Genomic DNA, 23,514 nt, shown 5'->3' with positions numbered 1-23,514 from the left:
ATCGAGTCTATTATTTTTATTTAAAATATTTAATGAAGTAGATGAGGCGTTTCTCTATATTTTGACAAAAGACACAAAAAGGGCCCGCCGGAAACTTTTTTGTTCCCGACGGGCCCTTTTTAGACAAAAACAACCGTTAGTTATGCTTGAGGTGGAATTTACGGGTCTGCTCCTGGAGCATGCGGACCTGGTCAAAGAGCTCAGTGCTGACGGCGGCAGCCTCCTCGCTGCTGGCGGAGTTGGTCTGGACCACAGAGGAGATCTGGCCGATGCCCTCGGTGACCTGGGAGATGGAGCTGGCCTCCTTCTGGACCACCTCGGCAATGACCTGGATGTCGCTGTTGGAGCGCATGACCAGCTCCAGCGTCTTCTCCAGGGTGAGGGACACCTCGCCCACAATGTCGTTGCCCCGCTGGGTGGCGGAGACGGAGTTCTCGATAAGCTCTTTGGTTGCCTTGGCCGCCTGATCAGACTGGGAGGCCAAGCTGCGCACCTCGTCCGCCACCACGGCGAAGCCCTTGCCGGCGCTGCCGGCCCGGGCGGCCTCTACCGCGGCATTCAGGGCCAGAATATTGGTCTGGAAAGCGATGTTCTCAATGGTAGCGATAATACGGCCAATCTCCTGAGAGGCATTGGTGATGTCAGACATGGCGGCGACCATCTGTTTCATTTGATCGCTGCTGAGCGTAACCCGCTCGCCGGTGAGGCGGGCGTTCTCCTGGACGTTGTGGGCGGTCTTTACATTCTGCTCTGTGCCCTTGGAGAGGTCGTCCAGCATGGCGTACATCTCCTCAATGGCGCTGGCCTGCTCCGTGGCGCCTTGGGCCAGGGCCTGGGAGCTGTTGGACAGCTGCTCGGCGTCGCTGGAGATCCGGCGCTCCACCTGACCAATCTCGCCCAAGGCGGTGGACAGGTTGGAGGTGAGGTTGTCGATGGCCTCTTCAATGGAGCGGAACACGCCGATATAGGAAGCGGAGGTGTGAACATCGAAATTGCCGTGGGCCAGCTGGTCCGTAATGTGGGTGATATCGGTCACGTAAGTATTTATCAGCGCCATGGAGTTCTTCAGGGTGTTGCACAGGTCGCCCAGCTCGTCGTTGCCGGCGGGGGGGAAGCGGAGATCCAGCTGACCCTCCTGAAGGGGCCGGCTGCACTGGTCAATCTGGATAATGGGCTTGACAATCCGGCGAAGCACATACTGCACCAAGCTGACCAGACAGCCAAGGTTGATCACTAGGCAGATGCCGCAGGTGAGGTGCATAAAGGTGATCGTACGCTCCATCTGGGCGTTGCTGGCCTCATTGAGGGTACTGCCCCGCTCCACAACCTGATCTAGCAGTCCCACCAGCGTGGACAGGTTGGACTGAATGGTATTCTGATAGTAGGCGTGGGCCTGGTCAGGATCGGTATTCAGCAGGTCCAGAACGTAAGAGGCGGACTCATGGAGTTCTTTGTGCAGGGGTTCCAGCTGCTTGGAAAGAGAGAGAATGGTGCTGTCTGTAGTGCCTGGGTCGCCGTAGAGCCACTGACCCAGCACACAGGTGGTGGGATCGATGCTGCCGGTAAATTCCGCGCCTGCGTACAGAGCGTTGCTCAGGCCGGAGACCCAGCGGTAGTGGGCGGCTACAGCGGTCTGGGCCCGATCCAGCAGGGTGTTGACCTGGGTGTTGTCGGCCTGGATGCCTTCAATGTGGAAGATGTTGTAAGTAGTCACAAAGCTGAACAGAAGCATGGAGATAAATGCGGCAACCACCCGGATCATAACCATTTTTTTGATGCTCTTACGCATAAACGCACATCCTTTTCCAATATTGATTGCCGGACGAGAAAAGCGCGGGCGTCAAACCGGCGTCACACGCGGCAATCAGAGGCTAAAAGCACCCGCTTGATAATCAATTATACTCCCTTCCCACATAATTGACAAGAGTAAAATGAGAGTTTATTTTGCAGACAAAGGAATATGATTGGCTGGGAAACAAAATGATGCCGTCCGGCAGCTTCACAGGCGAAAATTCAAAGAGGGGATACGGCGGAAGCACGATAAACAAAAATATGTTTCTCAGCACCCAAAAATACCTGGTACTGTGCGGTTCCAGGCGTTTTCATATACTGACAAAAAGATGCCGAGATTTTCATGGCTGCCGGAGAATGTGTAGCCGTGTATGCTCTGGGACCTCTATGACAACCGTATCGCAGCCTACCAGATGGCCGCCCATGCTGGAGCTCCCTTTAGGACGGCTGCAACGCAAACGAATTGAAGGGAGCTGACGGCGAGAAATAAGACCTGGGACAAGATCCGGGTGTCCATCTACAAGCGGTAGTGTACTACTTTGCCGCCTACCGCAACGGCGAGCAGCTGTGGGAGATGGACAAGCGCAAGATGAAGTACGTGATCCCGGGCGTGGACTACATGGCGGAGGTCAGGAAAGCGCTGGGGAAATAGCGCACAGGCGCCGTCCCTGAAAAGGGGAGGCGCCTGCCATTACTGAACGCCCAGGCGTTCTTTCAGCGCGGCTGCTGTTCTTTCTGCGGTATTCCTCTGTATCCGCATACACATAGTTGGCAAACTCTGGGGCTGTTACCGCAGGGGGCTGTGCGGGGGCGGGGATATCTTTTCGCTGCTCTTCCGCATACCACAACCACATAGAAACCGCGTCCCCCGCCATGAAAATGGCATTGGCCAGATCCTTTCCCTCCGTAATGCAGCCAGGAAGAAGCGGCCTGGCGGCGCTGAAGGCCCCGAAGGCATAAGAAAAGCCGCCCCCCAAAGGGGCAGCAAAATTCGATGAAAGGTGGCAGGGCGCTGTTGCATAATGGCGGTTGGCCACTTCCCTGAGAAGGGAGGTGATGCGGATAGGAGGCGAGCGCTGGGATCGGTGCTGGGGGTGACGGCGGACTGGCTCATGGAAGAAATCGAAAATATCAAGGGTTCAATGCAGAAAAATTCTAGAGTCTGTTTGAAAACCGTCAACACGCCCAAAGTACGGGCCTTTTTCCGCCTGAGCGGCACGGTTTTTTCTTGAAATCCGTCAGGATTCCTGCGTCAAAACCACTTGCCAGACGAAAAAATTCCTCGCCGCCTGGCATATTGCCAGGTTTCAAACAGACTCCAGGCCCCTGCGCAAGCTCCGGCAGCATATCCTCCCCGGTTATCCCACGGTTAAAACGATTCGCAGACAGCCCCAGACTGCCGGTTCTGCCGGCAGTCTGGGGCCGCTTCTATGCAGGCGCAGAATTAACCTCCCGCGCCCTTGAGGCGGAGCCACTCGGAGTCATACAGCTTCAGAATCTCCTCCGGCAGGTTGATGAAGGTTTCACACCGGCTCAGGGTCTCCTCATCCGGATAGGCGATGGGGTTCTGGGCCAGCTCCGGTTCCAGCTTCTCCCGGGCGGAGTCGGAGGGGGTGGAGTAGCCGATGTACTCGCAGTTGGCCACAGCGGCCTCGTCCGAGCACATGAAGTTGATAAAGGCCTCCGCGTTCTCCTTATTCGGGGCGCCCTTGGGGATGCACATGGCGTCCACAAACAGGTTTGCCCCCTCCTCCGGCAGAACAAAGGCCAGGTCCGGGTTGCTCTCCATCATGGTAATGGCATCGCCAGCGTAGTAGGGGCCCATGGCGGCCTCCCCCACCTCCAGCTTGTCAAAGATCTGGTCCATCACGTAGGCTTGCACCAAGGGAGCCTGTTCAATCAGCAGATCCACTGCCTCTTTGATCTGGGCCTCATCTGTGGTATTAAAGGAGTACCCCAGCACTTTCAGGGCAATGCCGATACAGTCCCGGGAGTTGTCAAACATCAGGATCTGCCCCTTGTACTGCTCGTCCCACAGGGCCTTCCAGCTGGTGGGGGCCTCGCTGACCATGGTGGTATTGTAGATCAGGCCCACGGTTCCCCAGGTGTAGGGCACGGAGTACTCGTTGCCGGGGTCGTAGTCCAGATGCTTATAGCTGTCGCTAATCTTCTCATAGTTTGGAATGTTATTGAGGTCGATCCTCTCCAGCATTTCCTCGTCAATCATGCGGGCGATCATATAGTCCGAGGGAATGATTACATCATATTCCCCCATGCTGCTCTGAAGGGTGGAATATAGGGTCTCGTTGTCGGGGAAGGTCTTGTAGTTGACCTTGATTCCCGTCTGTTCCTCGAAGGTTTCAAGCAGGGACTCGTCAATGTACTCTCCCCAGTTGAACACATTGACCTCACCCTTCCCTCCGGGCTCTCCCCCGGGTCTGGATGCGGTACCAGAGCAGCCCGTGAAGAGGCCCCCCAGCGTGACGGCGGTCAATGTCAGTGCGAGAAACTGTTTCAATTTCTTTCTTTATCCCCTTTCGGAATGGTAATATATAGTCAGCAGCGGGAAAATACACCAGGCATTCCCCAACTGCCAGCTATTGGATCCCCAGCCGGAACACAGGCCGCTGCCGGCTCGCCCTTCGCGCCTGCTTTGTATCTTCCGGCGCGCCTTGAGATGTGGAACAGGCGCTTACGGATTGCTCCGCAGCACCGCATCTTTCCTGGCTTTCGCCTTCTCCTGCCGGAACTGGCGGATGTTGATGATTACCAGCAGCAGCAGGACGGACACAAAGAGCAGCGTGGACAGGGCGTTGATCTCCGGGCTGATACGCTTGCGGGCCATGGAATAGATCTCCATGGACAGTGTGCTCACCCGCGATCCCGCTGTGAAGTAGCTGATTACGAAATCGTCAATGGACATGGTAAAGGCAATCAGGGCGCCGTTGACCACCCCCGGCATAATCTCCGGAAGGATGACCTTCCAGAATGCCTGCCAGCCGGTGGCGCCCAGGTCCTGGGCCGCCTCATAGACATTGGGGTCCAGCTGGCGCAGCTTGGGCATCACCGAGAGAATCACGTAGGGGACGTTGAAGGTAATGTGGGCCAGCAGCAGTGTGGCAAAGCCCATGCGAAAGGTAATCCCCAGCAGCTGCCCCAGGGTGGCGTTAAAGCTGACAATGGCGAAGGAGAACAGCAGCATCAAAGAGACCCCGGTGATAATATCCGCATTTGTCATGGGGATGTTGTTGATGGTCATGCACACCCCCCGCATCCGCCGGCGCATACTGTAAAACCCGATGGCCGCCATGGTGCCCAGCACTGTGGCCAGCGCCGCCGCCAGCACCGACACCAGCAGGGTGGTCCACAGGGCGTCCAGAATCCGGGAGTCGGAGAAGAGCTTCTCGTACCACTGCAGGGAGAAGCCCGCCCACACCGACCGGCTCTTGGTGGCGTTGAAGGAGAAAGCGATGAGCACGAAAATCGGCGCATATAAGAAGAGCAGAATGAGAAGGTTAAAAACGCGGCTGCCAATCCGTCTCTGCTTCAAAACAGCATCGCCTCCTCTTCTCCCGCGCCAAAGCGGTTCATCAGCGCCATAGCCGCCATCACCAGCACCATCATCACCAGAGAGATGGCCGACCCCAGGTGGGGGTTATAGGTGGAGCCGTAGAACTGCATATCAATCAGATCCCCCAGCAGGATAGTCTTGCCGCCCCCCAGCAGCTTGGAGATGACGAAGGTGGACACCGACGGGATGAACACCATGGTAATCCCGGACAGCACCCCCGGCAGGCTGAGAGGGAAGATAATCCGGCTGAAAACAGTAACGCTGTCCGCCCCCAGATCCTGGGCGGCCTCTATCACCCGGTTGTCGATCTTGTCGATGACTGAGAAGATGGGGAGGATCATAAAGGGCAGGAAGTTGTACACCATGCCCAGCACCACAGCGCCGGGGGTGTTAATCATTGTAAAATAACCCTTTTCCGGGCCAAACAGGTCAAAAAAGTGAATGGCCCTAAGAAAGCGGTTGATGAGTCCCGTATTCTCCAGCAAGGACATCCAGGAATAGGTGCGCAGCAGGAAATTCATCCACATGGGCAGCATGATGATAATGGTGGCCAGCCTGCGCACCGCTGGGACCTCCCGGGCCAGAAAATAGGCCGCAGGGTAGCCCAGCAGCAGGCAGATGGCGGTGGCGAACAAAGCCAGGACAAAGGAGTTGGCAAAAATCCCCGCATACTGGTGGATCTGGGTGAAATTGCCCAGGGTGAATCCCTCTTTGCTGTCAAAGCCGAAGGCGTACAGCACCACCAGAAACAGGGGGATCACCACAAAAACTGCCATCCAGCCCACATAGGGCGCCGCCAGAATCCGGTTGCGCCTATTCTTCATCTCCCGCCTCCTGTTCACCGGGCTCCTCGTTGAGCTCGTCATACTCGGCGCTGTAGGAGCTGTAGTCGCCGAACTGTCCGGAGTACTGGGATTTTTTCATAATGTGGAAGCCGTCCGGATCGATTTTCACCCCGATATAGGCCCCCACCGGGGAGTAGTCGCTGGTCTGGATCAGCCATTTGAAGCCCTTGAAGTCCACAATAATATCATAGTGGACCCCCTTAAAGGTAACCTCTGTGACTACCCCGTGGATCTGCCCCTGATCCGGGGACACAATGTCGATATCTTCCGGCCGGATGACCACGTCCACCGGCTCGTTAGGAGAAAAGCCGCTGTCCAGACACTGGAACTTCTTTCCGTACATCCGCACTACGCCGTCGGACAGCATGACGCCGTCGATGATATTGGACTCGCCGATAAAATCCGCCACAAAAGCGTTTTTCGGCTCATTATAGATATCTGTGGGGGTACCAATCTGCTGAATGCGTCCCTGGTTCATAACCACGATGGTGTCGCTCATGGTGAGCGCCTCCTCCTGGTCGTGGGTGACATAGATAAACGTGATGCCTACCTGCTGCTGAATGCGTTTAAGCTCCACCTGCATATCCTTGCGCAGCTTCAGATCCAGCGCGCCCAAGGGCTCGTCCAGCAGCAGGACCTGAGGCCGGTTGACGATGGCCCGGGCGATGGCCACGCGCTGCTGCTGCCCGCCGGACAGGGAGTCCACCGAGCGCTTTCCGTAGCCGGCCAGGTTCACCAGAGCCAAGGCCTCCTCCACCCGCTGCTTCAGCTCATCCCACGGCACCTTGGCGATGCGCAGGCCGAAGGCCACGTTCTCAAAAATATTCATATGGGTAAACAGGGCGTACTTCTGGAACACCGTGTTGATTTTCCGCTTGTGGGGCGGCACGTCGTTGATACGCTTGCCATCGAAGAAAACATCGCCGGAGGTGGGTGTCTGGAACCCGCCGATGATGCGCAGGGTTGTCGTCTTTCCACAGCCGCTTGGACCCAACAGAGTTAAAAATTCCTTGTTATTGATGTAAAGATTGATGTGATCTAAGATGATGTCGTCGTCAAACTTCATAACGCAGTCTGACAGGCGGATCAGCTCCTTTGCCATGTATCCTCCCCCATTTCATGAAAGGTAGACAAAAGGCGCACCCACTCCTGGCGGTTGGGTACGCCCTCTCTTCGACATCACTATATCGTTTTCTGTCCAAAATGTCAATAAGATTTGTAATTTTTTCGCTCTGGGCTAAAAATCTGTCCAGGCCCGCCCGGAAGCACCGGGCGGGCCTGGACGTGTTGAAATGCCTCGCAGCCTCCGCGCCCGCAGGCGCGGGCAAAATTCAGTTTGTGTTCCCCGGCAGCGTGTATGTCTGGGGAACACACCATCACAGCGCCGGCTGCCGGAACGCTTCAAAGGAAAGAATCACACAAAAGGGAACCGGATCAGAGCTCCGGCTCCGCCTCCGGCGGGGGCTCCGGCACGGGCTCCTCGGTGGGCAGCGGTGTGGGTGTAGGTGTAGGTTCCGGCGTGGGGGACGCCTCCGGCGGTATCGTCGTCACAGCCGGCGGCGGCGGTTCCACAGAGGGCGTGGGACTGGGCGACACATACACCGGCGGCACCGTAATAGGCCAGGTGGCGGGGTCGCTGGGGTCAAAGTTTTCATATCCCTCCGCGCCCTCCGGCGGGTAGGTGGCGGGATCCTCCGGGTTAAAGATGGACGGGTCGTACTCCGTCACCGGCGGCTTCAGCGGCTCGGTGTGGACGGGGCAGGGGCCCATATGCTCGACATTGCTCAGCAGATACTCCTCGTCCCGGGCCACCTTTGCGCCGTTGACATACTCCCGATCCACCGCCAGCAGCGCGATGGTGCGCACTGTAGGCTCGATCTCCGCCACGTTGCCCTCTCTGGGACAGAACTCCGTGGCCTGGTAGTAGCGCACCCCGGTGCTCCCGTCTTCCTTGGTCACAGGCGCCGCGCACACCTCAATGGCAGTATGAACCTCGCAGTGTCCGCTGGGCTGGGTGCCTGGGAAGAACTGGGCGGCAATCACCCGGTTCCCTCTGGGATCCTGGGCGCAGCTGGGGCCCGCCCGCATTCCGCTGTCCAGACAGATGTTCACGGTCTCCCGGCCGCCCGGGTCGGGGAAATCCTTGTTCTCCAGGTCCTGATGGATGGGTTCCATAATCCTGCGCCACATCTGGGCCGCCGGATTCTTGGAGCCGGGCCCGATGCGCTCCGGGTAGTCGGCATAGCCCGTCCACACCGCAGTGGTGTAGTAGGGCGAGTAGCCCACAAACCACCGGTCCCGGTAGTCGTTGGTGGAGCCGGTCTTTCCGGCGATGGTCATGTCGGGGAAGTAGGCCTCCGTACCGGTGGCCACCCCGCTGGGATTGCGGATGACGTCCTTGAGCATGTCGTTGACATACCAGGCCGTTGTGGCCTTTACCGCCTGCTCTGGCTCTGACGTGTTGTCCAGAATCACTTTTCCGTCAGAATCCGTCACCTTTGAGTAGGTTCTGGGCGCCAGATAGATGCCGCTGCGGGGGAAGACCGAGTAGGCCGTGGCCATGTCCAGCACGCTGATGCCCTTGGTCACGCCCCCCAGGGCCAGGGGGCTGTAGTCCTTGTCCGTGGCCTCCTTGCCCCGGATGACCTCCGAATCCACCAGGTCGATGTGGAAGCGGTTTTCCATATAGTCAAAGGACTGCTCCACGCCGATGGCCTGTACCACCCGCACTGCCACAGCATTGGAGGACTGCTCCACCGCCTTGCTCACCAGCTCCCGGCCCCAGTAGTAGGCGTAGGAGTTGGAGGGCCAGGCCCGGCCGCCCACCACACTCACCGGCGTGTCGTCAAAGACCGAGTGGGGCGTGATGATCCCTAGGTCAATGCCAGGGGCATAGGCGGACAGCGGCTTAATGGAGGAGCCCGGCTGCCGGGAGGCCCTTGTGGCGTAGTTCCACACCTTATTTGCCTGCTTTTCCCCCATGGCGCCCGCGATAGCCACCACGTTGCCCTCATTGTCGATCACCACGGCGGCGGACTCCAGCTGCTCCCCTTTGGAGGAGACCTGGGGCAGGTTCTCCCGATTCAGATAGACCTGGTCCACCACAGCCTGAACCTCCGGGTCAATGCAGGCGTAGATCTTCAGGCCGCCGCTGTACACCATGTTGCTGGCCACCTCGCTGGAGCACTGGAACTTCTCCTGGAGATCCCGCATTACGTCCTGCACTACCTGCTCGGAATACCAGCTGAGCACAGTGGTGTTCTCTTCATCGCCCTCTCCCTGGGTGAAGTTGAGGCCGGCCCTGATCTCCGCCGCCGCCCGGTCGTGCTCCGACTGGGTGATCTTCCCCTGTTCAAGCATCTGACTCAGCACATTCAGCGCCCGCTCGGCGTTGTTGTCCCGGCCCCAGGTAGGGTTGTCCGCCTTCATGATATAGGGGTTATAGATGGACGGGTTATTGGTAATGCTGATCAGGCTGGCGCACTCTGCCAAACTCAGATTGCGCACGTCCTTGCCGAAGTAGTACTCCGCCGCGGTGGCCACGCCGTAGCACTTCTGGCCCAGAAAGATATAGTTGAGATAGAGCTCCAGAATTTCCTTTTTGGTGTGGTTCTTCTCAAAATCCAGGGCGCGGAAGATCTCCAGAATCTTCCGCTTCACCGTCACGTCCTTGTACTGGGTCATATTCTTGAGCAGCTGCTGGGTTAGGGTGGAGCCGCCCTGGATATTGCGCCCCTCCAGCATACTCAGAACGGCGCGGCCGGTGCGCAGCCAGTCCACGCCGCTGTGCTCTTCAAACCGCTTGTCCTCAATGGCGATGGTGGCGTTGATCAGATCCTCCGGAATCTCGTCGTATTTGATCCACACCCGGTTCTCTGTCCCGTAGAGGGATTGATACTCCACCTCCTGCCCGGTATTTTTGTCGATATAGTAAATCGTGCTTGCCAAGGCAGTGGAATAGGACTGCGCCTCCACATGGGCATCAGGCAGAATGACCTCTTTGATATAGTCCACCGCAAAGCAGGCCAGAAAGGCACAGGTCACAATGCCAATTAAAATCAGGGTGCCCAGTATCTTGAAAAAACCGGCGATGACCCGGCCAATGCCCCCTTTCTTTTTTCGTTTCTTCTCATTTGAATTCGTTGTTGTCCCCAAAATGACACCTCCGGCGTATCTTTTGCATGGCCCGCTGTAAAAGCAGCCCTGCCAGTCAATGCTTCACGTCGCTGTCACGATACCATCAATTTCCAAAAGTCAACCGATGGTATCCTTATTATAGCATAGGTCCGGCAGTTGTCCACCCTATATTATTCCTAAATTTCCTTATTTAAGAAAAATTCTCCCTGCGCAGGCCATATTTCTCCCCCTGGCCCGCCAGACTTTTTGCTTTCCCTCCCCCAGTTTAAAAAAATTTGCCACGCTTTCTTATTGCTTTTTTGGTCCCTTCGGGTTACAATAAAGACGGCAGCAAATCGCCCCGGCGGTTTGGCCGGTCCTTTACGGATGTACAGACCAACGGAAAGCGGTGAAGCGATGAGCGGCGAATTTGGCGGTGAGTTTATTACTCTCACCGATGAGGACGGCAACGAGTTTGAGCTGGAGTACTGCTCCACCCTGGAATACCAGGGGACCGTCTATATGTCCTTCCTGACTGTAATCGAAAGCGATGAGGACACCCAAGAGGACGAGGCGGAGGGTGAGGATGACGGTCTGGTCATCCTGAAGGTAATCCAGGGAGAGGACGGGGAGGAGCTTCTCTCCACTCTGGACAGCCAGGAGGAGCTGGACGCAGTCTATGAGCTGTTTCTGCAAGAGCTCCTGGAGGATGAGGACGGCGATTAGCCCCGGCAGCGCCGGATCCTGTCAAAGTTAACGTGAAAAAGTTTCCTGCTCGGTGCGTGACGGGCTTTATTTAAACCCACATCTCTTAAACGGGATGTCGCCCTCACGCCGTGGATCGCAGGCCTCCCGGCCCCCTTCGGGGAAGTTGGAAGTTGGAAGCGAGGAAGCGGCGTGGAGACAACCCACCCTGCCATTACGTGCAGGTTTTAAATGGGTCCGCACGGCCAGAGCGGGGTCCCCCACGGATGAAAATCCGTGGGGTTTTCTTTTACCCCAGAACGGCTCTCCTGCCGCCTGTCTCAATGGGACAACAGGCGGCTTAAAATATGCCGTTTGAACACCGCCGCCACTCTTTTGACATACGCTTTGCGCCTGCACTCCTCCACAAGGCCGGCGGCGCAGGGATTCATCTCCTTGAAATCCGGTATATCCTGGCCATCCCCCAGCTGCCGCCTTCCGTCTGGGTAGCACCAGGTCAGCCACCAGACACCGCACCGGCTGGCTCAGCTGATCCAGCAGCGCCGTCAGCCATCCGCAGATCTCCCGCTCCCAGAAGACGCACAGAATCTTCTCCGCCGGCAGCACACGGACGCCGCCTTTCTCCTGCCGGCTATATCTGGTGGGCGGGGCGCCAAACCGGGTCAGGTAGATAATCTGAGTCTCCGGGTCAAACTGTTTCGCCCATTCATAGTAGTCATAGCACTGCCCCTCCTGCTCCCCGGCGTATAGCTTCACCTCAATCGGAAGCACGCACCGGGCGTTTTGAATCACCAGGTCAATCCGCCGGCCGGCCCCGGTGACAAATTCCGTGGCCACATCCGTATGGGCCAGCAGGGTGTCGCTCCCCCCGTCCCGCTTCAGCACCTGCTGAAAGAAGGATTTCAAAAAGAGAATGCCGCACCCGTGGGCCCCCTCCGGATTCAGCAGATCCGCCAGGAAGCGGCACATCACCACCTCCTTGGCCGAAGCCTCCAGAACACGGAAAATATTATATCCCCGCGGCGGGCCGCTCTCCGCCTCCCGCCGGATCGTTTCGCTCACCGCTGACAGCAGCGCCGCCCGGCTGTCCATTTCTTCCGCCCCCCTTTGTCAGTCATACAGCCCGATGCCCTCCAGAATCCGCTCCACCTCCTGGGCCCGCCTGGGCCATGAGGCCGCCTCGCCATAGGCCTGACGGCGCTTGCGGGCCCAATCTCCGGTCTCTGCCAGCGCCCGCCGGCACAGCTGGGCAAACTCTTTTGTGGAGTACGCCCCGTAGATCACGTCGGGAAAGCACTCCACCTGATCCCGCTCGTACATACACACAATGGGCTTTCCGGCAGACAGGTACTCATAGATATGGCCGGGGATAATGTCGTTGCTGTGGCGCCGGCGCAGAAAGCTCAGGCACACGTCAAAATAAGACAGGGACTGGGGCAGATCCGCCGCCGCACCCGGCTCCAGACAGTACACGTTGGGGGGCAGCCGGTCCAGGGGGCAGTCCTCCCTGGCGCCTGCCAGCACAAAGCCGGCCTCCGGCATGGCCTGCGCCGCTGCAATCAGAGGACGCAGATCCAGATCCCGCCACAGGGGCCCGGCATAGCCGAGGATGGGCCTGCCCCGGCGCAGGCTCTGGATTTCGTTGGACGGCAGGCTCTGCTGGCAGAACATGGAATAGTTCACCCCGTTGGGCAGAATGGCCACATTCTCATTACAGGGGGACAGGTGGTCCGCCAGCTCCGGGGAGGCGGCAAAGGCCACGTCCGCCTCCAGGGTCAGCTCACTCTCCCAGCGGATAGGCAGGCAGGACCAGTCCCGGGCGCAGTCGTACACCAGCCCCCGGTGGGGAATGAGATCCAACAGGTGGACATAGCTTGGCGTGGTACACCACAGCAGCGGCTCCCGAAAGCGGTGGCGGCTCATTGCCCGCTCAATAAAACGGCCCAGTCTCTTCTGGTCCCGCTGAAAAAGCAAAGTGTGCCGCTCTTCCGCCCCCAAAATATGGGGCAGGGTATACGCAATAATATTGGGCCGCACCCGGCGGCCGGGCTGGCGGAAGCTGTTATCTCCCCGCCGGGCCGGCGGACCGAAAAAGAGAATCTGCGCACTTCGAAGACGCGCCATCAGCTGCTGGGTCCGGTTGGGCACAGCGGTCCACGGCGCGTCGGACAGGCAAAGGAGCTGTTTCAAACAAGTAACCTCCATATAAAACCCGGTCTTCCCGGGACAGAACCATCAATCCAGCCCCAGCAGCCGGGCGGCGGCGGCGGCGTTGCGGCCCTCCACCTGGCGCAGCCGGTCCACCCCCTGGGTGAGGAAGATCTCGTCGCCGATGCGCCGGCAGGCCAGGTCGATCTGCCCTTTCAGCTTCTCCTCCGTCAGCTCCTCCAGCGCAAGATAGAGATCCTGGCCGATGTAGGACAGGAAGGAGCTGATCTTCTGGTCGTACACCACTCCCACCAGGGGCACGCCCTGGCTGGCAGCGAAGACCAGCGCGTGCAGCCGCATGGACACCACCGCCTGCATCCTGGCAAACAGGCCAATGGTGCGGGCGGAGCTGCCGGTCTGCTCGATGACGTGGTACTCCCCCCTCATCTGCTCCGTCACCTGGCGGATCGCCCCCAGATCCAGCCGCCGCTCGATGGGCAGGAAGACGGGGACCAGGCCGTGGCGCTCCCGGGCGTAGTCCGCGCAGGCGGCAAATATGGCCGCACACTCTGAAAAGCCCGGCCAGGGCCGGAGGGTGAAGCCGATATAGCGGCCGTGTGGGTCCAGCCCCTCCCGCTCCAAAATGCCGTCTGTCACCGGATCCGGCGCGGCAGGCAGAATCACCGTGGGGTCCGCCGACAGCACCAGCTCCGGCCGGTCCACCCCCATCCCCTTCAGCTCCTGGCTGGAGTGGGTGTCCCGCAGGGTGATGATATCCACCCGCTTCTGAAGCACCTTGGCCGCACGGCGGCGGTTGCGCGGGGAGTGGATGGGGCCGATGCCGCAGCCGTACATCAGCACCTTGTTCCCAAGGATCTTAGCCGCTGAGATAGTGAACAGATAGAACCACAGGGACCGGTGGCTGGTCACGTCCTGCATGAGGGATCCGCCTCCGTTGATGTACAGCCGGATCCTTCTCATCCGCCATAAAAAGCGGGGGACGTTGAAGGTGTAGAGGGCGTTCACCCGGTAGGTGAGGCGGGTGCTCTTGGGACTGCGGGAGAGCACCCACAGGGGCAGATCCGGGTCAAGTCCCCTCAGCTCTGTCACAATGGCCTCCAGAATGGCGTCATCCCCGGCATTTCCCCGGCCGTAGGCCCCGCATACCAGCACCCCGTCCCGCCGGCCCGCGCTGCGGGCCCGGCGGCGGAGAATGGTCTCATAAATGGCCATCTGCCGCCGCAGGGTGGACTCCAGGGAGAACTCCTCTCTGGCCTTCTGTTCCAGCCGCTGGCCCAGGTGGCGGCGCAGGCCGGCATCCCTGGCCAGGGTGACCAGCTGCCTGGCCAGGCCGTCGGCGTCCCTGGCCTCGAAGAGCAGGCCGGTGACCCCGTCCTCAATGAGATAGGGCACCCCGCCCACCCGGCTGGCCACCGTGGGCAGGCCCGCCCGGGCCCCCTCGGTGAGGGAGTAGGGGAAGGTCTCCGACAGGGAAGTGAGGCTGTTGATGTCAATGGCGTGATAAAAACTGTCGGTGTCGTTGATCCAGCCGGTGAAGGCCGTCTGGCCCTCCACCCCAAGCTCCCGCACCAACTCCTCCAGCCGGGCGCGTTCCTCTCCGTCCCCCGCGATGAGCAGCCGCAGCTGGGGCGCGCTCTGATAGGCTTTTGCGAACCCCCGGATCAGCGTGGCCACGTCCTTCACCGGATTGAGCCGGGCGGTGATGCCCACCACAACGCTGTCCTCCCCAGCTTCCAGGCCCATGTCCGCCAGGTACTCCGCCCGGCCTCGGGCCGCAGTGCGGGGAGTGAAGTCGATGCCGTTGTAAATGGTAAAGAGCTTGTCCGGGGCAAACCCCCGGGAGATGAGCAGATCCGTCATGGCGTCGGACACGCCGATGCGGTAGTCGATGAGCCGCAGAGCCAGGGTATTGGTGGTGCCGTAAAACAGCCGGGCCAGAGGACGTCCCAGGTAGTCCAGCCGGTAGTCGGAGTGGACGGTGGTCACCACCGGCAGGCCGGTGGACCGGCGCAGCAGCGCCCCCATCATGTTGCCCCGGGCGCCATGGCAGTGGATGATCTGGTACCCGCCCTCCCGGATAAACCGCTTGAGCTTATAGTAAGTCGCCGCCAGATTGTGCCCGGGAAAGATCTCGGTCCGGATGCCCAGTGCCCGGGCCTCCTGGGCAAAGGGACCGTCCATAAAGCAGACCATAGTCACTTCCGCAACCCGGCTCAGACTGTGGAGCAGGCTGTGGACGTGGGTTTTGGCGCCGCCGCTGTCGCCGCCGCTGATAAGATGAATAACTTTCATGGGACCTCCCCTGTGAAAAAAGACTTGTTCCATTGCTGGAAGTATGATACAATACAACATAACCGCTCATTGCGCAGAGTTTGTCCAGCGGACACGCGCATCTTTATTGTACACCATGTAACGGTAAATTTACAACCTCGGAGGCTGCAAAAGATGTTAGACGAGAAAGGCAGACTGTTTGGAAAAATCAATATTGTAGACCTGCTGGTCCTGATCCTTCTGGCCCTGGCGGCCATTATGGTGGGACTGAAGCTGCTGGGCAAAAACGGTGTGCTTCCCGGCGCCACCGCCAGCCAGGCCAAGATTACCTATACCGTGCAGGTCAACAACGTATACCCCCAGGTCTACGAATCCCTGCGGCAGTACGTGGAGCAGGAGGGCGGCGACCAGCTTATGGCCTCCGGCGCTCTGCTCAATGCCCATGTAGTTTCGGTGGTCTCCGCCCCCCATCAGAACACGGTGACCATCAGCTCCAGCAGCGGCGCCCTCACCCTGCCCCTGGCCGACAATCTGCTGGATCTCACCTTTACGGTGGAGGCCGTCGTGCCTAACCGGGCCCTCAATGAGGTGGGCACCCAGGAAGTCCGCATCGGCAAGGGCCACAACTTGAAGACCGTCCACTTTGAGTTCCCAGGCGGTCTTATTACCGACTGCGTCTGGGAAGACGTGGCCTGAGCACCGTAGTATTCACAATCATTTCACAGCGGGGCGGAGGATTGCCGTCCCGCTGTTTTATACGCTTGCGCCGCAAATTTCCAACGCGCCTTTCGCCCTCTTCTGAGCGGCCGAAACGGACGCGCCAAAACTTCACCCGCAAAGGAGCTTGCCTATGTTTGACCTGCTGCTGCGGCCGGAGGGAACGATTCTCCTCTGGGTGCAGGAGTTCCTGCGCACTCCGGCCCTCACCGCCTTTTTTACCTGGTTCACCCGGCTGGGCGACGCCGGCCTGCTGTGGCTCACCCTCTCGGCGGCCCTGCTGATCTTCAGACCCACCCGCCGGTCTGGCGCCTGCGCTCTGCTGGCCCTGCTGCTGGGGATGCTGGCTACTAACGCAGCCCTCAAGCACCTCATCGCCCGGCCCCGGCCCTGGCTCATGGTGGAGGGACTGCTCCCTCTGGTGGCGGAACGTGACCCCAACTCTTTTCCCTCCGGGCACACCACCGCCGCTTTCGCCGCCGGCGTGGTCTGGCTGAAAACCCTCCCCTGGGCCTGGGGGAGAGCCACTGCTCTGGGGGCCGCCGTTGTCATGGGGCTGTCCCGGCTTTACGTTGGGGTTCACTACCCCAGCGACGTCCTTGCCGGCGCCCTCATTGGCACTTTGGCTGCCCTGGCCGCTTTGGCCCTTTGGAACCTGGGGGCAGACACGCCCCCAGGCAACGCCCAGGCGTCTGCTTGAACCCCTGTACAAATTTCTGACTTGGCGGAATACTGGACGCCCCTACTATTTGGACCACCTGCGCCGTATAGTTACGGTGGAGGTGGTCTTTTTGCCTTTGTCTGCGTTTGCGTTCTTGTCCTGCGCCCTGCGCACCCCCGCTTTGGCCCTTGTCAGCGGGCTGCTGCTGGCTGTATTATTGGTCAACGGCTGGACCGACGCCCCCAATGCCATTGCCACCGCCGTGGCCGCTGGGGCGCTCTCTTTCCGGCGGGCGGCGGCTCTGGCCGCAGGCTGTAATCTGGCCGGGGTGCTCACCGCCGCGCTCTTCTTCCCCGCCGTGGCCCAGACGGTGAACGCCGCCGCCGACTTTGGGGGCGACGCCGCCACCGCCTGCGCCGCCCTGTGCGCCGCCCTCACTGCCGTGGTGCTGTGGGCCGTGTTCGCCTGGTATTTCGGCATCCCCACCAGTGAGAGCCATGCCCTGCTGGCCGGGCTGGCCGGGGCGGCGCTGGCCCTGCCGGGGGGATGGTCCAATCTCCGGCCCCAGCCCTGGGGGCGGGTGGCGCTGGGCCTCGCCCTCTCGGTCTGGCTGGGCTGGCGGCTGGGCCGAGTCCTCGCCCGTCCCCTGGCCCGCGCTCCCCTCTCCCCCGCCCTTTGCCGGGCGGGACAGATCACCGGCGCCGCCGCCATGGCCTTTCTCCACGGGGCACAGGACGGACAGAAATTTTTGGGGGTCTTCCTCCTGGGCGCCGCTCTGGCCCAGGGCAGGTGGGATCCGGAGCTCTTTGTCATCCCCCTGTGGCTTATTCTCCTGTGCGCCCTCACCATGGCCTTCGGCACGCTGGTGGGGGGACGGCGCATTGTGGAAAAAGTGGGCAGCGGACTGGTCCCCCTCTCCCCCGCCGCCGGTCTGTCTGCGGATCTGGCGGGGGGCGGGATCCTGCTGCTGTGTACTCTGCTGGGCCTGCCGGTGAGCACCACCCACGCCAAAACCTCCGCCATTCTGGGGGCGGGGACCGCTCTGGGCCGGCAGCCCAACCGCACCGCCGTTGGATCCATCCTGCTCACCTGGCTCTTTACCTTCCCCGGCTGCGCTGCCCTGGGCTTTTTGCTGGCGCGCCTGCTCTTGCGCTGACCGGACCGCCGTGCTATAATGCTTTCTGGACTGCTTCCAGATCGCCTCTTTCCAAGGCGCGGAGGCCCTAAATAAAATCAAAAGCGAGTGAGCTTATGCGCTATGACGCTGTTATTTTCGATTTGGACGGTACTCTGCTCAACACCTTGGACGATCTGGCCGGCAGCACCAACCACGCCCTGACCGCCTGCGCTTTTCCCACCCGCACCCGGGAGGAGGTACGGCAGTTTGTGGGCAACGGCGTGGCCAATCTCATCCACCGGGCCGTTCCGGCGGGCACGCCGGAGGAGGAGACGCAGCGCTGTCTCGCCCTATTCCGCGCCCACTACCTCACCAACATGCGCCATAAAACCGCCCCCTACCCCGGCGTTCTGCCCCTCCTGGACCGCCTGTCCGCCGCCGGGGTCGGGGTGGCGGTGGTCTCCAATAAATTTGACGGGGCGGTGAAGGAGCTGTGCCGGCACTACTTCGGCCCCCGGGTCCCCGTGGCCATCGGCGAGTCCCCCGCTGTGCGGAAAAAGCCCGCCCCCGACACCGTCTTCGCCGCTTTGGAGCAGCTGCGCGTCCCCGCCGCCCGGGCGGTCTACGTGGGGGACTCTGACGTGGACATTGACACCGCCCGCAGCGCAGGCATGGACTGCATTTCAGTCTCCTGGGGCTTTCGGGACGCCCCCTTCCTCGCCCGGCACGGCGCTTCCCACATCGCCGCCGCCCCGGACCAGCTTGTCCAGGCCTTAGGACTTGTATAATATCAAAACCCGCAGGACGGCAAAAATCGCCGTCCTGCGGGTTTTTACTTAGACCCTGTATTCACAACCGGGAGGCCGCTGGATTGCCGTGGGGTTTTTTCCCGTCCCGGGGCGGCAAAAGACCCCACGGTGTCCAACGGTTATGAAAACAGGTTCTTACATGCGCCCCTGCTTTTCCAGCCACACCTGCCTGCCGTAGGAATAGATCAGCGTGGTCTCCGCCAGACGGCGGCCCAGAGAAAGGGCTCCGGCCATGCCGACCGCGTCCCCCGCCGCCCCCTCGGCCCCCCGGTCGTCGGACCACACCCGGCCCCCCATGTACTCCCTGGCCTCGTTGGTGACGATATTCATCCCCCGGATGCCGAACAGGTTGTGGATCCCTGCAACGACGGTCTCCTGTCCCCCATTGCGGGTGCCGCCCACGGCGATGGCCCCCAGAAATTTCCCCTTCAGCAGGTCAGGGAAGCAGTCCCGGATGGCCCGCAGACGAGAGCAGAAGGCGGACAGCTGGGGCGCGGGGCCCATACAGTACACCGGGGAGGCCACCAGGATGCCGTCCGCCTTGACAAACAGCTCAATCAGTTCTCTCATATCGTCAGGAATCACGCACCAGCTGTGATTTTTGATGCACGCCCGGCAATCCACGCAGGGGGCGATCTTCTTCCCCGCCATGACCGCCAGCTGAGTGGTCACCTCGCCGCTCACCGCCTCCGCCGCCTTGAGCGCCTCTCTCAAAACATATTCCGTCGCCCCGTCCCGCCGGGGACTGGCGCACAGCCCTACAATGTGAATCATACCATTTTCTTCCTTTCCTACGGCGCCGCCGCACCATAATTTTCCGGTATATCCGGTATTTTTTCTCCCCGGCGGCGCAAGTTTGCCCCGTTTCGTGCCACACTAGCTGTATCGCCGCCAAACATTCCAGCCGCCTCTGTGATCTGCCAATCCCCTGACACTGCAAGACCGTAGGGCGGCGGGGCTGGGAGCCGCCCCTACCGGCCATCCGCAGGACGCGGCTCCAATCGTTTGATAATATCGCCAAAGCGCCTGAAACGTTGAAAAGAAGCCTTTGCCTCTGTTCAGCCACGGCGGCTATGGCATTGATTGACAAGGAGCGAAGGACATGGAGCGTCATTCCAAATCCACCCGGTTTCGGGTTCGAGTCATCAGCTTTTCTCTGGCTGGGGTGCTGGCTTTGGCCGGTCTGGCGGTGTACAGCCAGACCCAGGCCGCGCAGTACCGCTACCTGCTGAACAAAACCTACGAGCACGCTTTCGCGGAGCTCACCGCATCAGTCTCCGGATTGAACACCGCCCTGCAAAAGGGGCGCTACGCCACCTCCGGCAGCCTGTTTTCCTCTCTATGCGCGGAGGCCTTCCATAAATCCCAGGCCGCCCAGACCGCCCTGGGCGCCCTGCCCTACGGCAACGTGGAGCTGGAGCAGACCGCCGCCTTTCTGGCCAAGACGGGGGACTATATGATGGCCCTCTCCCGGGTGGGGCCGGAGCTGCTCACCCAGGCGCAGTGGGACGCCCTGGAGGACCTCTCCCACCGGACGGACCACCTGTGCCAGACCCTCCAGGCCCTGCAGGCCGATCTGTACGCCGGTACCGTTACCCTCGAAAACCTCTCTCAGGCGGAAACCCGGCTCTCCCAGGCGGCGGAGGACGGTGGGACCACCCCCGCCGGCTCCTCCTTCCAGACGGTGGAAAGTGAGTTTCCGGAGCTCCCCGCCCTTATCTACGACGGTCCCTTCTCCGACCATATCGCAAACCGCGCCCCCCGGATGCTTCAGGAGTGCGAAGTGGTCAGCCAGGACCAGGCCCGGGATATTGCGGCCTCTTTTCTGGACCTTCCCCCTACCGTGTTCACCCTGGTATCCCAGGGCGGGGAGCAGATGCCCGCCTACGGCTTTTCCGCCCAGGTCAACGGCGGAGAGGTCTATGTGGAGGTCACCCAGCAGGGGGGACGGGTTCTCTGCGTTCTCACCTCCCGGCCGGCCGGGGAGGCTTCCCTCTCCCAGGAACAGGCCGCGGACAAGGCCAAAGCCTTTTTGCGGCAGCGGGGCTATCCCGACCTGACTGAAACCTATTTCATCGACCAGGGCCATGTGCTCACCGTCAATTTCGCCGCCCTTCAGGGGGATGTGCTCTGCTATCCCGACTTGATCAAGGTCTCCATCTCTCTGGACAACGGGGACGTAGTGGGCTTCGACGCCCGGAACTACCTGATGAACCACCAGCAGCGCACCCTCCCCGCCCCGGCGGTCTCTCAGGCGGAGGCCGCCGCCCGGGTGCCCGACTGCTTGGAGGTGCTCAGCCGCCGCCTGGCCGTCATCCCCACCAGCGGGGAAAACGAGGTCTTCTGTCATGAGTTCAAGTGTCAGGACGGGGAAGGCCGGCACTGCCTCATCTACGTCGACGCTCAGACCGGACAGCAGGAACGCATTTTGCTCCTTTTGGAGGACAGCAGCGGCACGCTGGTGCTTTAATCCCTACGAAAGCCCTGCCAGGGATTCTTCCGCTGCGGAGATCGTCCGGGCCACGTCCTCCTCGCTGTGGGCGGCGGACAAAAACATGGCTTCAAACTGGGCCGGGGCCAGGTAGATGTCCCGGTCCAGCATGTTGGCAAAGTATTGGGCGTATTTCCCTACGTCGCTGCCCTTGGCGTCCACAAAGGCGCTCACCGGGCTGGGGGTAAAGAAGGGCGCCAGCAGACTGCCGATCCGGTTGACGGACACGGCGGCGCCGGCGCGCTCCGCCGCGCCCTCCAGGCCCTCCGCCAGAAGGGCTGCCAGACGGTCGATGTGGGAATACACCTCCGGGTGATCCCGCAGCCACCGCAGCTGGGCCAGCCCGGCGGCCATGGCCACCGGGTTTCCCGACAGGGTCCCCGCCTGATACACCGCTCCGCAGGGGGCCACCTGTTCCATCAGCGCCCGGCTGGCGCAGTAGGCCCCCACCGGCATTCCCCCGCCGATGATCTTGCCGAAGGTGACAATATCCGCCCGAACGCCGAAATAGTCCTGGGCGCCCCCCAGGCCCAGCCGGAAGCCGGTGATCACCTCGTCAAAGATCAGCAGCGCCCCATGCCTGTCGCACAGCCGGCGCAGGCCAGGCAGAAAGTCCGGCGCAGGCGGGATTACCCCCATGTTGGCCGCCACCGGCTCCACAAGGACGCAGGCCACCTGTCCGGGATAGGCCTCCAACAGCGCCTCCACACCGGCCAGGTCGTTGAACTGGGCCGTCAGGGTATGCCTTGCCACGTCTGCCGGCACCCCCGCCGAGCTTGGATATCCCCCCGCAAGCGCGGAGGATCCGGCGTTTACCAGCAGGCAGTCGCTGTGTCCGTGGTAGCATCCCTCGAACTTGAGGATCTTATCCCGCCCGGTGGCTCCCCGGGCCAGCCGGACGGCAGACATCACCGCCTCGGTCCCCGAGTTGACCATCCGCACCATCTCGATGTGGGGCACCAGCTCCACCATGAGCTGGGCCATCTCCACCTCCCGCTGCGTGGGCGCGCCGAAGGAGAGGCCGTCTTTTACCGCCTGCTCCACCGCCTCCCGGATAGCCGGGTGGTTGTGCCCCAGAATCATGGGGCCCCAGGAACATACATAGTCCAGGTATTCCCGGCCCTCCACGTCGCAGACGCGGGCGCCCTGCGCCCGCTGGATGAACTGGGGGACCAGGTTTACCGCCCGGAAGGCCCGCACCGGGGAGTTCACTCCCCCAGGCAATACCTGCACGGCCTGATCAAACAGCTGCTGTGAGGTCATCAGCCGATATCCCCCTTCTTTATGGCCTGAGCCAGCTCTTTGGCATAGTAGGTAATAAGCTGATTGGCCCCTGCCCGGAAGACCGACACCGCGCTCTCGCACATCACCCGGTACTCGTCAATCAGTCCGGCGGCGGCGGCGGCCTTTACCATGGCGTACTCCCCCGACACGGAGTAGGCGCACACAGGCAAGTCAAACCGCTCCGCGCAGGCCCGGATCACATCCAGATAGGCCAGGGCGGGCTTTACCATTAAAATATCCGCCCCCTCCGCCGCGTCCAGCGCGCACTCCTTCAGCGCCTCTCTCCCGTTGTGGGGGTCCATCTGATACCCCCGCCGGTCCCCGAAGGCGGGGGCAGACCCCGCCGCCGCCCGGAAGGGACCGTAAAAGGCGGAGGCATACTTGGCTGCATAGGATAAGATGGGAGTGTTCTCAAAGCCGTGCTTGTCCAGCGTCCCCCGAATGGCAGCGATCCGCCCATCCATCATGTCTGAGGGGGCCACCATATCCGCCCCGGCCTGGGCGTGGGAGAGCGCTGTCTTGGCCAACACTTCCAGGGTCTTGTCGTTGTCCACCGTCTCCCCGCACAGGATACCGCAGTGGCCGTGGTCCGTATATTCGCACAGGCACACATCGGTGATCACGTAAAAATCGGGATACTGGGCCTTGATGGCCCTGACGGCCCGCTGGATGACCCCCTTTTTGTCCCAGGCCGGCGAGCCGTGGGCGTCCTTCTTCCCCGGCAGGCCGAAGAGAATGCACTGCTTCACCCCGTGGGCCAGACACTCCTCCACCGCCTGTCCCACGCAGTCCAGCCCATAGTGGCACTGCCCCGGCAAAGAGTCAATGGGCCGGGCGCCTATCAAGCCCTCGTCCACAAAAATGGGGTAAATCAGGCTGTCCGGAGACATGCGGGTTTCCCGGCACAGCCGGCGAATCCGCTCATTCCCCCGCAGCCGGCGGGGGCGGATGGTCAAATCCATAACTG

The 23,514-nt window shown here is 61.0% G+C and carries 19 protein-coding genes and 1 other RNA gene; 9 read left to right on the top strand and 11 right to left on the bottom strand.

Annotation, left to right across the window (positions count from 1 at the left end; genetic code table 11):
* Window positions 1-136: 136 nt before the first annotated feature.
* Complete coding sequence (locus D1159_RS01360) at window positions 137-1,789, bottom strand: methyl-accepting chemotaxis protein (RefSeq protein WP_161843907.1); 1,653 nt, start codon at window positions 1,787-1,789, stop codon at window positions 137-139.
* Between the two features lie 495 nt (window positions 1,790-2,284).
* On the opposite strand from D1159_RS01360, the gene D1159_RS19955 reads away from it, so the two are divergent.
* Both D1159_RS19955 and D1159_RS01345 read left to right on the top strand, forming a co-directional pair.
* Window positions 2,285-2,443: a phage major tail tube protein gene (locus D1159_RS19955; RefSeq protein ID WP_279279985.1), complete on the top strand. Its 159-nt coding sequence runs from the start codon at window positions 2,285-2,287 to the stop codon at window positions 2,441-2,443.
* 370 nt (window positions 2,444-2,813) lie between these two features.
* The gene (locus D1159_RS01345) at window positions 2,814-3,023 is read left to right on the top strand and encodes a hypothetical protein (RefSeq protein ID WP_161843904.1); all 210 of its coding nucleotides are present in this window, start codon (window positions 2,814-2,816) and stop codon (window positions 3,021-3,023) included.
* Window positions 3,024-3,235: 212 nt separating this feature from the next.
* Here the strand turns inward: D1159_RS01345 and D1159_RS01340 are convergent, their stop codons facing one another.
* The 5 genes from D1159_RS01340 to D1159_RS01320 form a co-directional block, all read right to left on the bottom strand.
* Window positions 3,236-4,309, bottom strand: coding sequence for a spermidine/putrescine ABC transporter substrate-binding protein (locus tag D1159_RS01340; RefSeq protein WP_161843903.1), 1,074 nt, complete (start codon window positions 4,307-4,309; stop codon window positions 3,236-3,238).
* A gap of 174 nt (window positions 4,310-4,483) precedes the next feature.
* On the bottom strand, window positions 4,484-5,341 hold the full coding sequence (locus D1159_RS01335; protein ID WP_161843902.1) for an ABC transporter permease: 858 nt from the start codon (window positions 5,339-5,341) through the stop codon (window positions 4,484-4,486).
* On the bottom strand, window positions 5,338-6,186 hold the full coding sequence (locus D1159_RS01330; protein WP_161843901.1) for an ABC transporter permease: 849 nt from the start codon (window positions 6,184-6,186) through the stop codon (window positions 5,338-5,340). The genes D1159_RS01335 and D1159_RS01330 overlap by 4 nt, the downstream gene beginning before the upstream one ends.
* Window positions 6,176-7,309, bottom strand: coding sequence for an ABC transporter ATP-binding protein (locus tag D1159_RS01325; RefSeq protein ID WP_161843900.1), 1,134 nt, complete (start codon window positions 7,307-7,309; stop codon window positions 6,176-6,178). The genes D1159_RS01330 and D1159_RS01325 overlap by 11 nt, the downstream gene beginning before the upstream one ends.
* A gap of 332 nt (window positions 7,310-7,641) precedes the next feature.
* Window positions 7,642-10,362: a transglycosylase domain-containing protein gene (locus D1159_RS01320; protein ID WP_161843899.1), complete on the bottom strand. Its 2,721-nt coding sequence runs from the start codon at window positions 10,360-10,362 to the stop codon at window positions 7,642-7,644.
* A gap of 378 nt (window positions 10,363-10,740) precedes the next feature.
* Here D1159_RS01320 and D1159_RS01315 point away from each other — a divergent pair, with 378 nt between their 5' ends.
* Window positions 10,741-11,049, top strand: a complete 309-nt coding sequence (locus D1159_RS01315) for a DUF1292 domain-containing protein (RefSeq protein ID WP_161843898.1) — start codon at window positions 10,741-10,743, stop codon at window positions 11,047-11,049.
* A 39-nt stretch (window positions 11,050-11,088) separates the two neighbouring features.
* A non-coding RNA gene (ssrS, locus tag D1159_RS01310) (6S RNA) lies at window positions 11,089-11,289 on the top strand.
* An 849-nt stretch (window positions 11,290-12,138) separates the two neighbouring features.
* On the opposite strand, the gene D1159_RS01300 is transcribed toward ssrS, so the two are convergent.
* Together D1159_RS01300 and csaB are read right to left on the bottom strand one after the other, a co-directional pair.
* Window positions 12,139-13,218, bottom strand: a complete 1,080-nt coding sequence (locus D1159_RS01300; RefSeq protein WP_243152044.1) for a hypothetical protein — start codon at window positions 13,216-13,218, stop codon at window positions 12,139-12,141.
* A 45-nt stretch (window positions 13,219-13,263) separates the two neighbouring features.
* On the bottom strand, window positions 13,264-15,489 hold the full coding sequence (gene csaB, locus D1159_RS01295; protein WP_161843896.1) for a polysaccharide pyruvyl transferase CsaB: 2,226 nt from the start codon (window positions 15,487-15,489) through the stop codon (window positions 13,264-13,266).
* A gap of 153 nt (window positions 15,490-15,642) precedes the next feature.
* Here csaB and D1159_RS01290 point away from each other — a divergent pair, with 153 nt between their 5' ends.
* From D1159_RS01290 to D1159_RS01275, 4 genes are all read left to right on the top strand, one after another.
* Window positions 15,643-16,164 (top strand): DUF4330 domain-containing protein, encoded by a 522-nt coding sequence (locus D1159_RS01290; RefSeq protein ID WP_161843895.1) that lies wholly within the window; start codon window positions 15,643-15,645, stop codon window positions 16,162-16,164.
* A 154-nt stretch (window positions 16,165-16,318) separates the two neighbouring features.
* The gene (locus D1159_RS01285) at window positions 16,319-16,885 is read left to right on the top strand and encodes a phosphatase PAP2 family protein (protein ID WP_161843894.1); all 567 of its coding nucleotides are present in this window, start codon (window positions 16,319-16,321) and stop codon (window positions 16,883-16,885) included.
* A 91-nt stretch (window positions 16,886-16,976) separates the two neighbouring features.
* Entirely contained in the window at window positions 16,977-18,002 is a 1,026-nt protein-coding gene (locus tag D1159_RS01280; RefSeq protein WP_161843893.1) for an inorganic phosphate transporter, read from the top strand.
* A gap of 95 nt (window positions 18,003-18,097) precedes the next feature.
* Window positions 18,098-18,751 (top strand): HAD family hydrolase, encoded by a 654-nt coding sequence (locus D1159_RS01275; protein ID WP_161843892.1) that lies wholly within the window; start codon window positions 18,098-18,100, stop codon window positions 18,749-18,751.
* Between the two features lie 156 nt (window positions 18,752-18,907).
* Here D1159_RS01275 and D1159_RS01270 read toward each other — a convergent pair whose 3' ends face one another.
* Window positions 18,908-19,546, bottom strand: coding sequence for a flavodoxin family protein (locus D1159_RS01270; RefSeq protein ID WP_161843891.1), 639 nt, complete (start codon window positions 19,544-19,546; stop codon window positions 18,908-18,910).
* Between the two features lie 328 nt (window positions 19,547-19,874).
* Here D1159_RS01270 and ypeB point away from each other — a divergent pair, with 328 nt between their 5' ends.
* Window positions 19,875-21,242 carry a germination protein YpeB gene (gene ypeB, locus D1159_RS01265; protein ID WP_161843890.1) on the top strand — a complete coding sequence of 456 codons (1,368 nt, stop codon included), beginning with the start codon at window positions 19,875-19,877 and terminating at the stop codon, window positions 21,240-21,242.
* Window positions 21,243-21,245: 3 nt separating this feature from the next.
* Here ypeB and hemL read toward each other — a convergent pair whose 3' ends face one another.
* Both hemL and hemB read right to left on the bottom strand, forming a co-directional pair.
* On the bottom strand, window positions 21,246-22,529 hold the full coding sequence (hemL, locus tag D1159_RS01260) for a glutamate-1-semialdehyde 2,1-aminomutase (RefSeq protein WP_161844082.1): 1,284 nt from the start codon (window positions 22,527-22,529) through the stop codon (window positions 21,246-21,248).
* On the bottom strand, window positions 22,526-23,509 hold the full coding sequence (hemB, locus tag D1159_RS01255) for a porphobilinogen synthase (RefSeq protein ID WP_161843889.1): 984 nt from the start codon (window positions 23,507-23,509) through the stop codon (window positions 22,526-22,528). Before hemB ends, hemL begins: the two co-directional genes overlap by 4 nt.
* Between the last annotated feature and the right edge of the window lie 5 nt (window positions 23,510-23,514).

The organism is Pseudoflavonifractor sp. 524-17, from assembly GCF_009935845.1.
GTDB lineage: Bacteria > Bacillota > Clostridia > Oscillospirales > Oscillospiraceae > Pseudoflavonifractor_A.
Note: the sequence above shows the minus strand (reverse complement) of the source record. Positions and strands in the feature narration are given on the sequence as shown.

Bases quoted from the DNA above. Each gene is read 5' to 3' on its own strand.
- D1159_RS01360 (WP_161843907.1), bottom strand. From the start codon at position 1,789: ATGCGTAAGAGCATCAAAAAAATGGTTATGATCCGGGTGGTTGCCGCA.
- D1159_RS01345 (WP_161843904.1), top strand. From the start codon at position 2,814: ATGGCGGTTGGCCACTTCCCTGAGAAGGGAGGTGATGCGGATAGGAGG.
- D1159_RS01330 (WP_161843901.1), bottom strand. From the start codon at position 6,186: ATGAAGAATAGGCGCAACCGGATTCTGGCGGCGCCCTATGTGGGCTGG.
- D1159_RS01325 (WP_161843900.1), bottom strand. From the start codon at position 7,309: ATGGCAAAGGAGCTGATCCGCCTGTCAGACTGCGTTATGAAGTTTGAC.
- D1159_RS01315 (WP_161843898.1), top strand. From the start codon at position 10,741: ATGAGCGGCGAATTTGGCGGTGAGTTTATTACTCTCACCGATGAGGAC.
- csaB (WP_161843896.1), bottom strand. From the start codon at position 15,489: ATGAAAGTTATTCATCTTATCAGCGGCGGCGACAGCGGCGGCGCCAAA.
- D1159_RS01290 (WP_161843895.1), top strand. From the start codon at position 15,643: ATGTTAGACGAGAAAGGCAGACTGTTTGGAAAAATCAATATTGTAGAC.
- D1159_RS01285 (WP_161843894.1), top strand. From the start codon at position 16,319: ATGTTTGACCTGCTGCTGCGGCCGGAGGGAACGATTCTCCTCTGGGTG.
- D1159_RS01275 (WP_161843892.1), top strand. From the start codon at position 18,098: ATGCGCTATGACGCTGTTATTTTCGATTTGGACGGTACTCTGCTCAAC.
- D1159_RS01270 (WP_161843891.1), bottom strand. From the start codon at position 19,546: ATGATTCACATTGTAGGGCTGTGCGCCAGTCCCCGGCGGGACGGGGCG.
- ypeB (WP_161843890.1), top strand. From the start codon at position 19,875: ATGGAGCGTCATTCCAAATCCACCCGGTTTCGGGTTCGAGTCATCAGC.
- hemB (WP_161843889.1), bottom strand. From the start codon at position 23,509: ATGGATTTGACCATCCGCCCCCGCCGGCTGCGGGGGAATGAGCGGATT.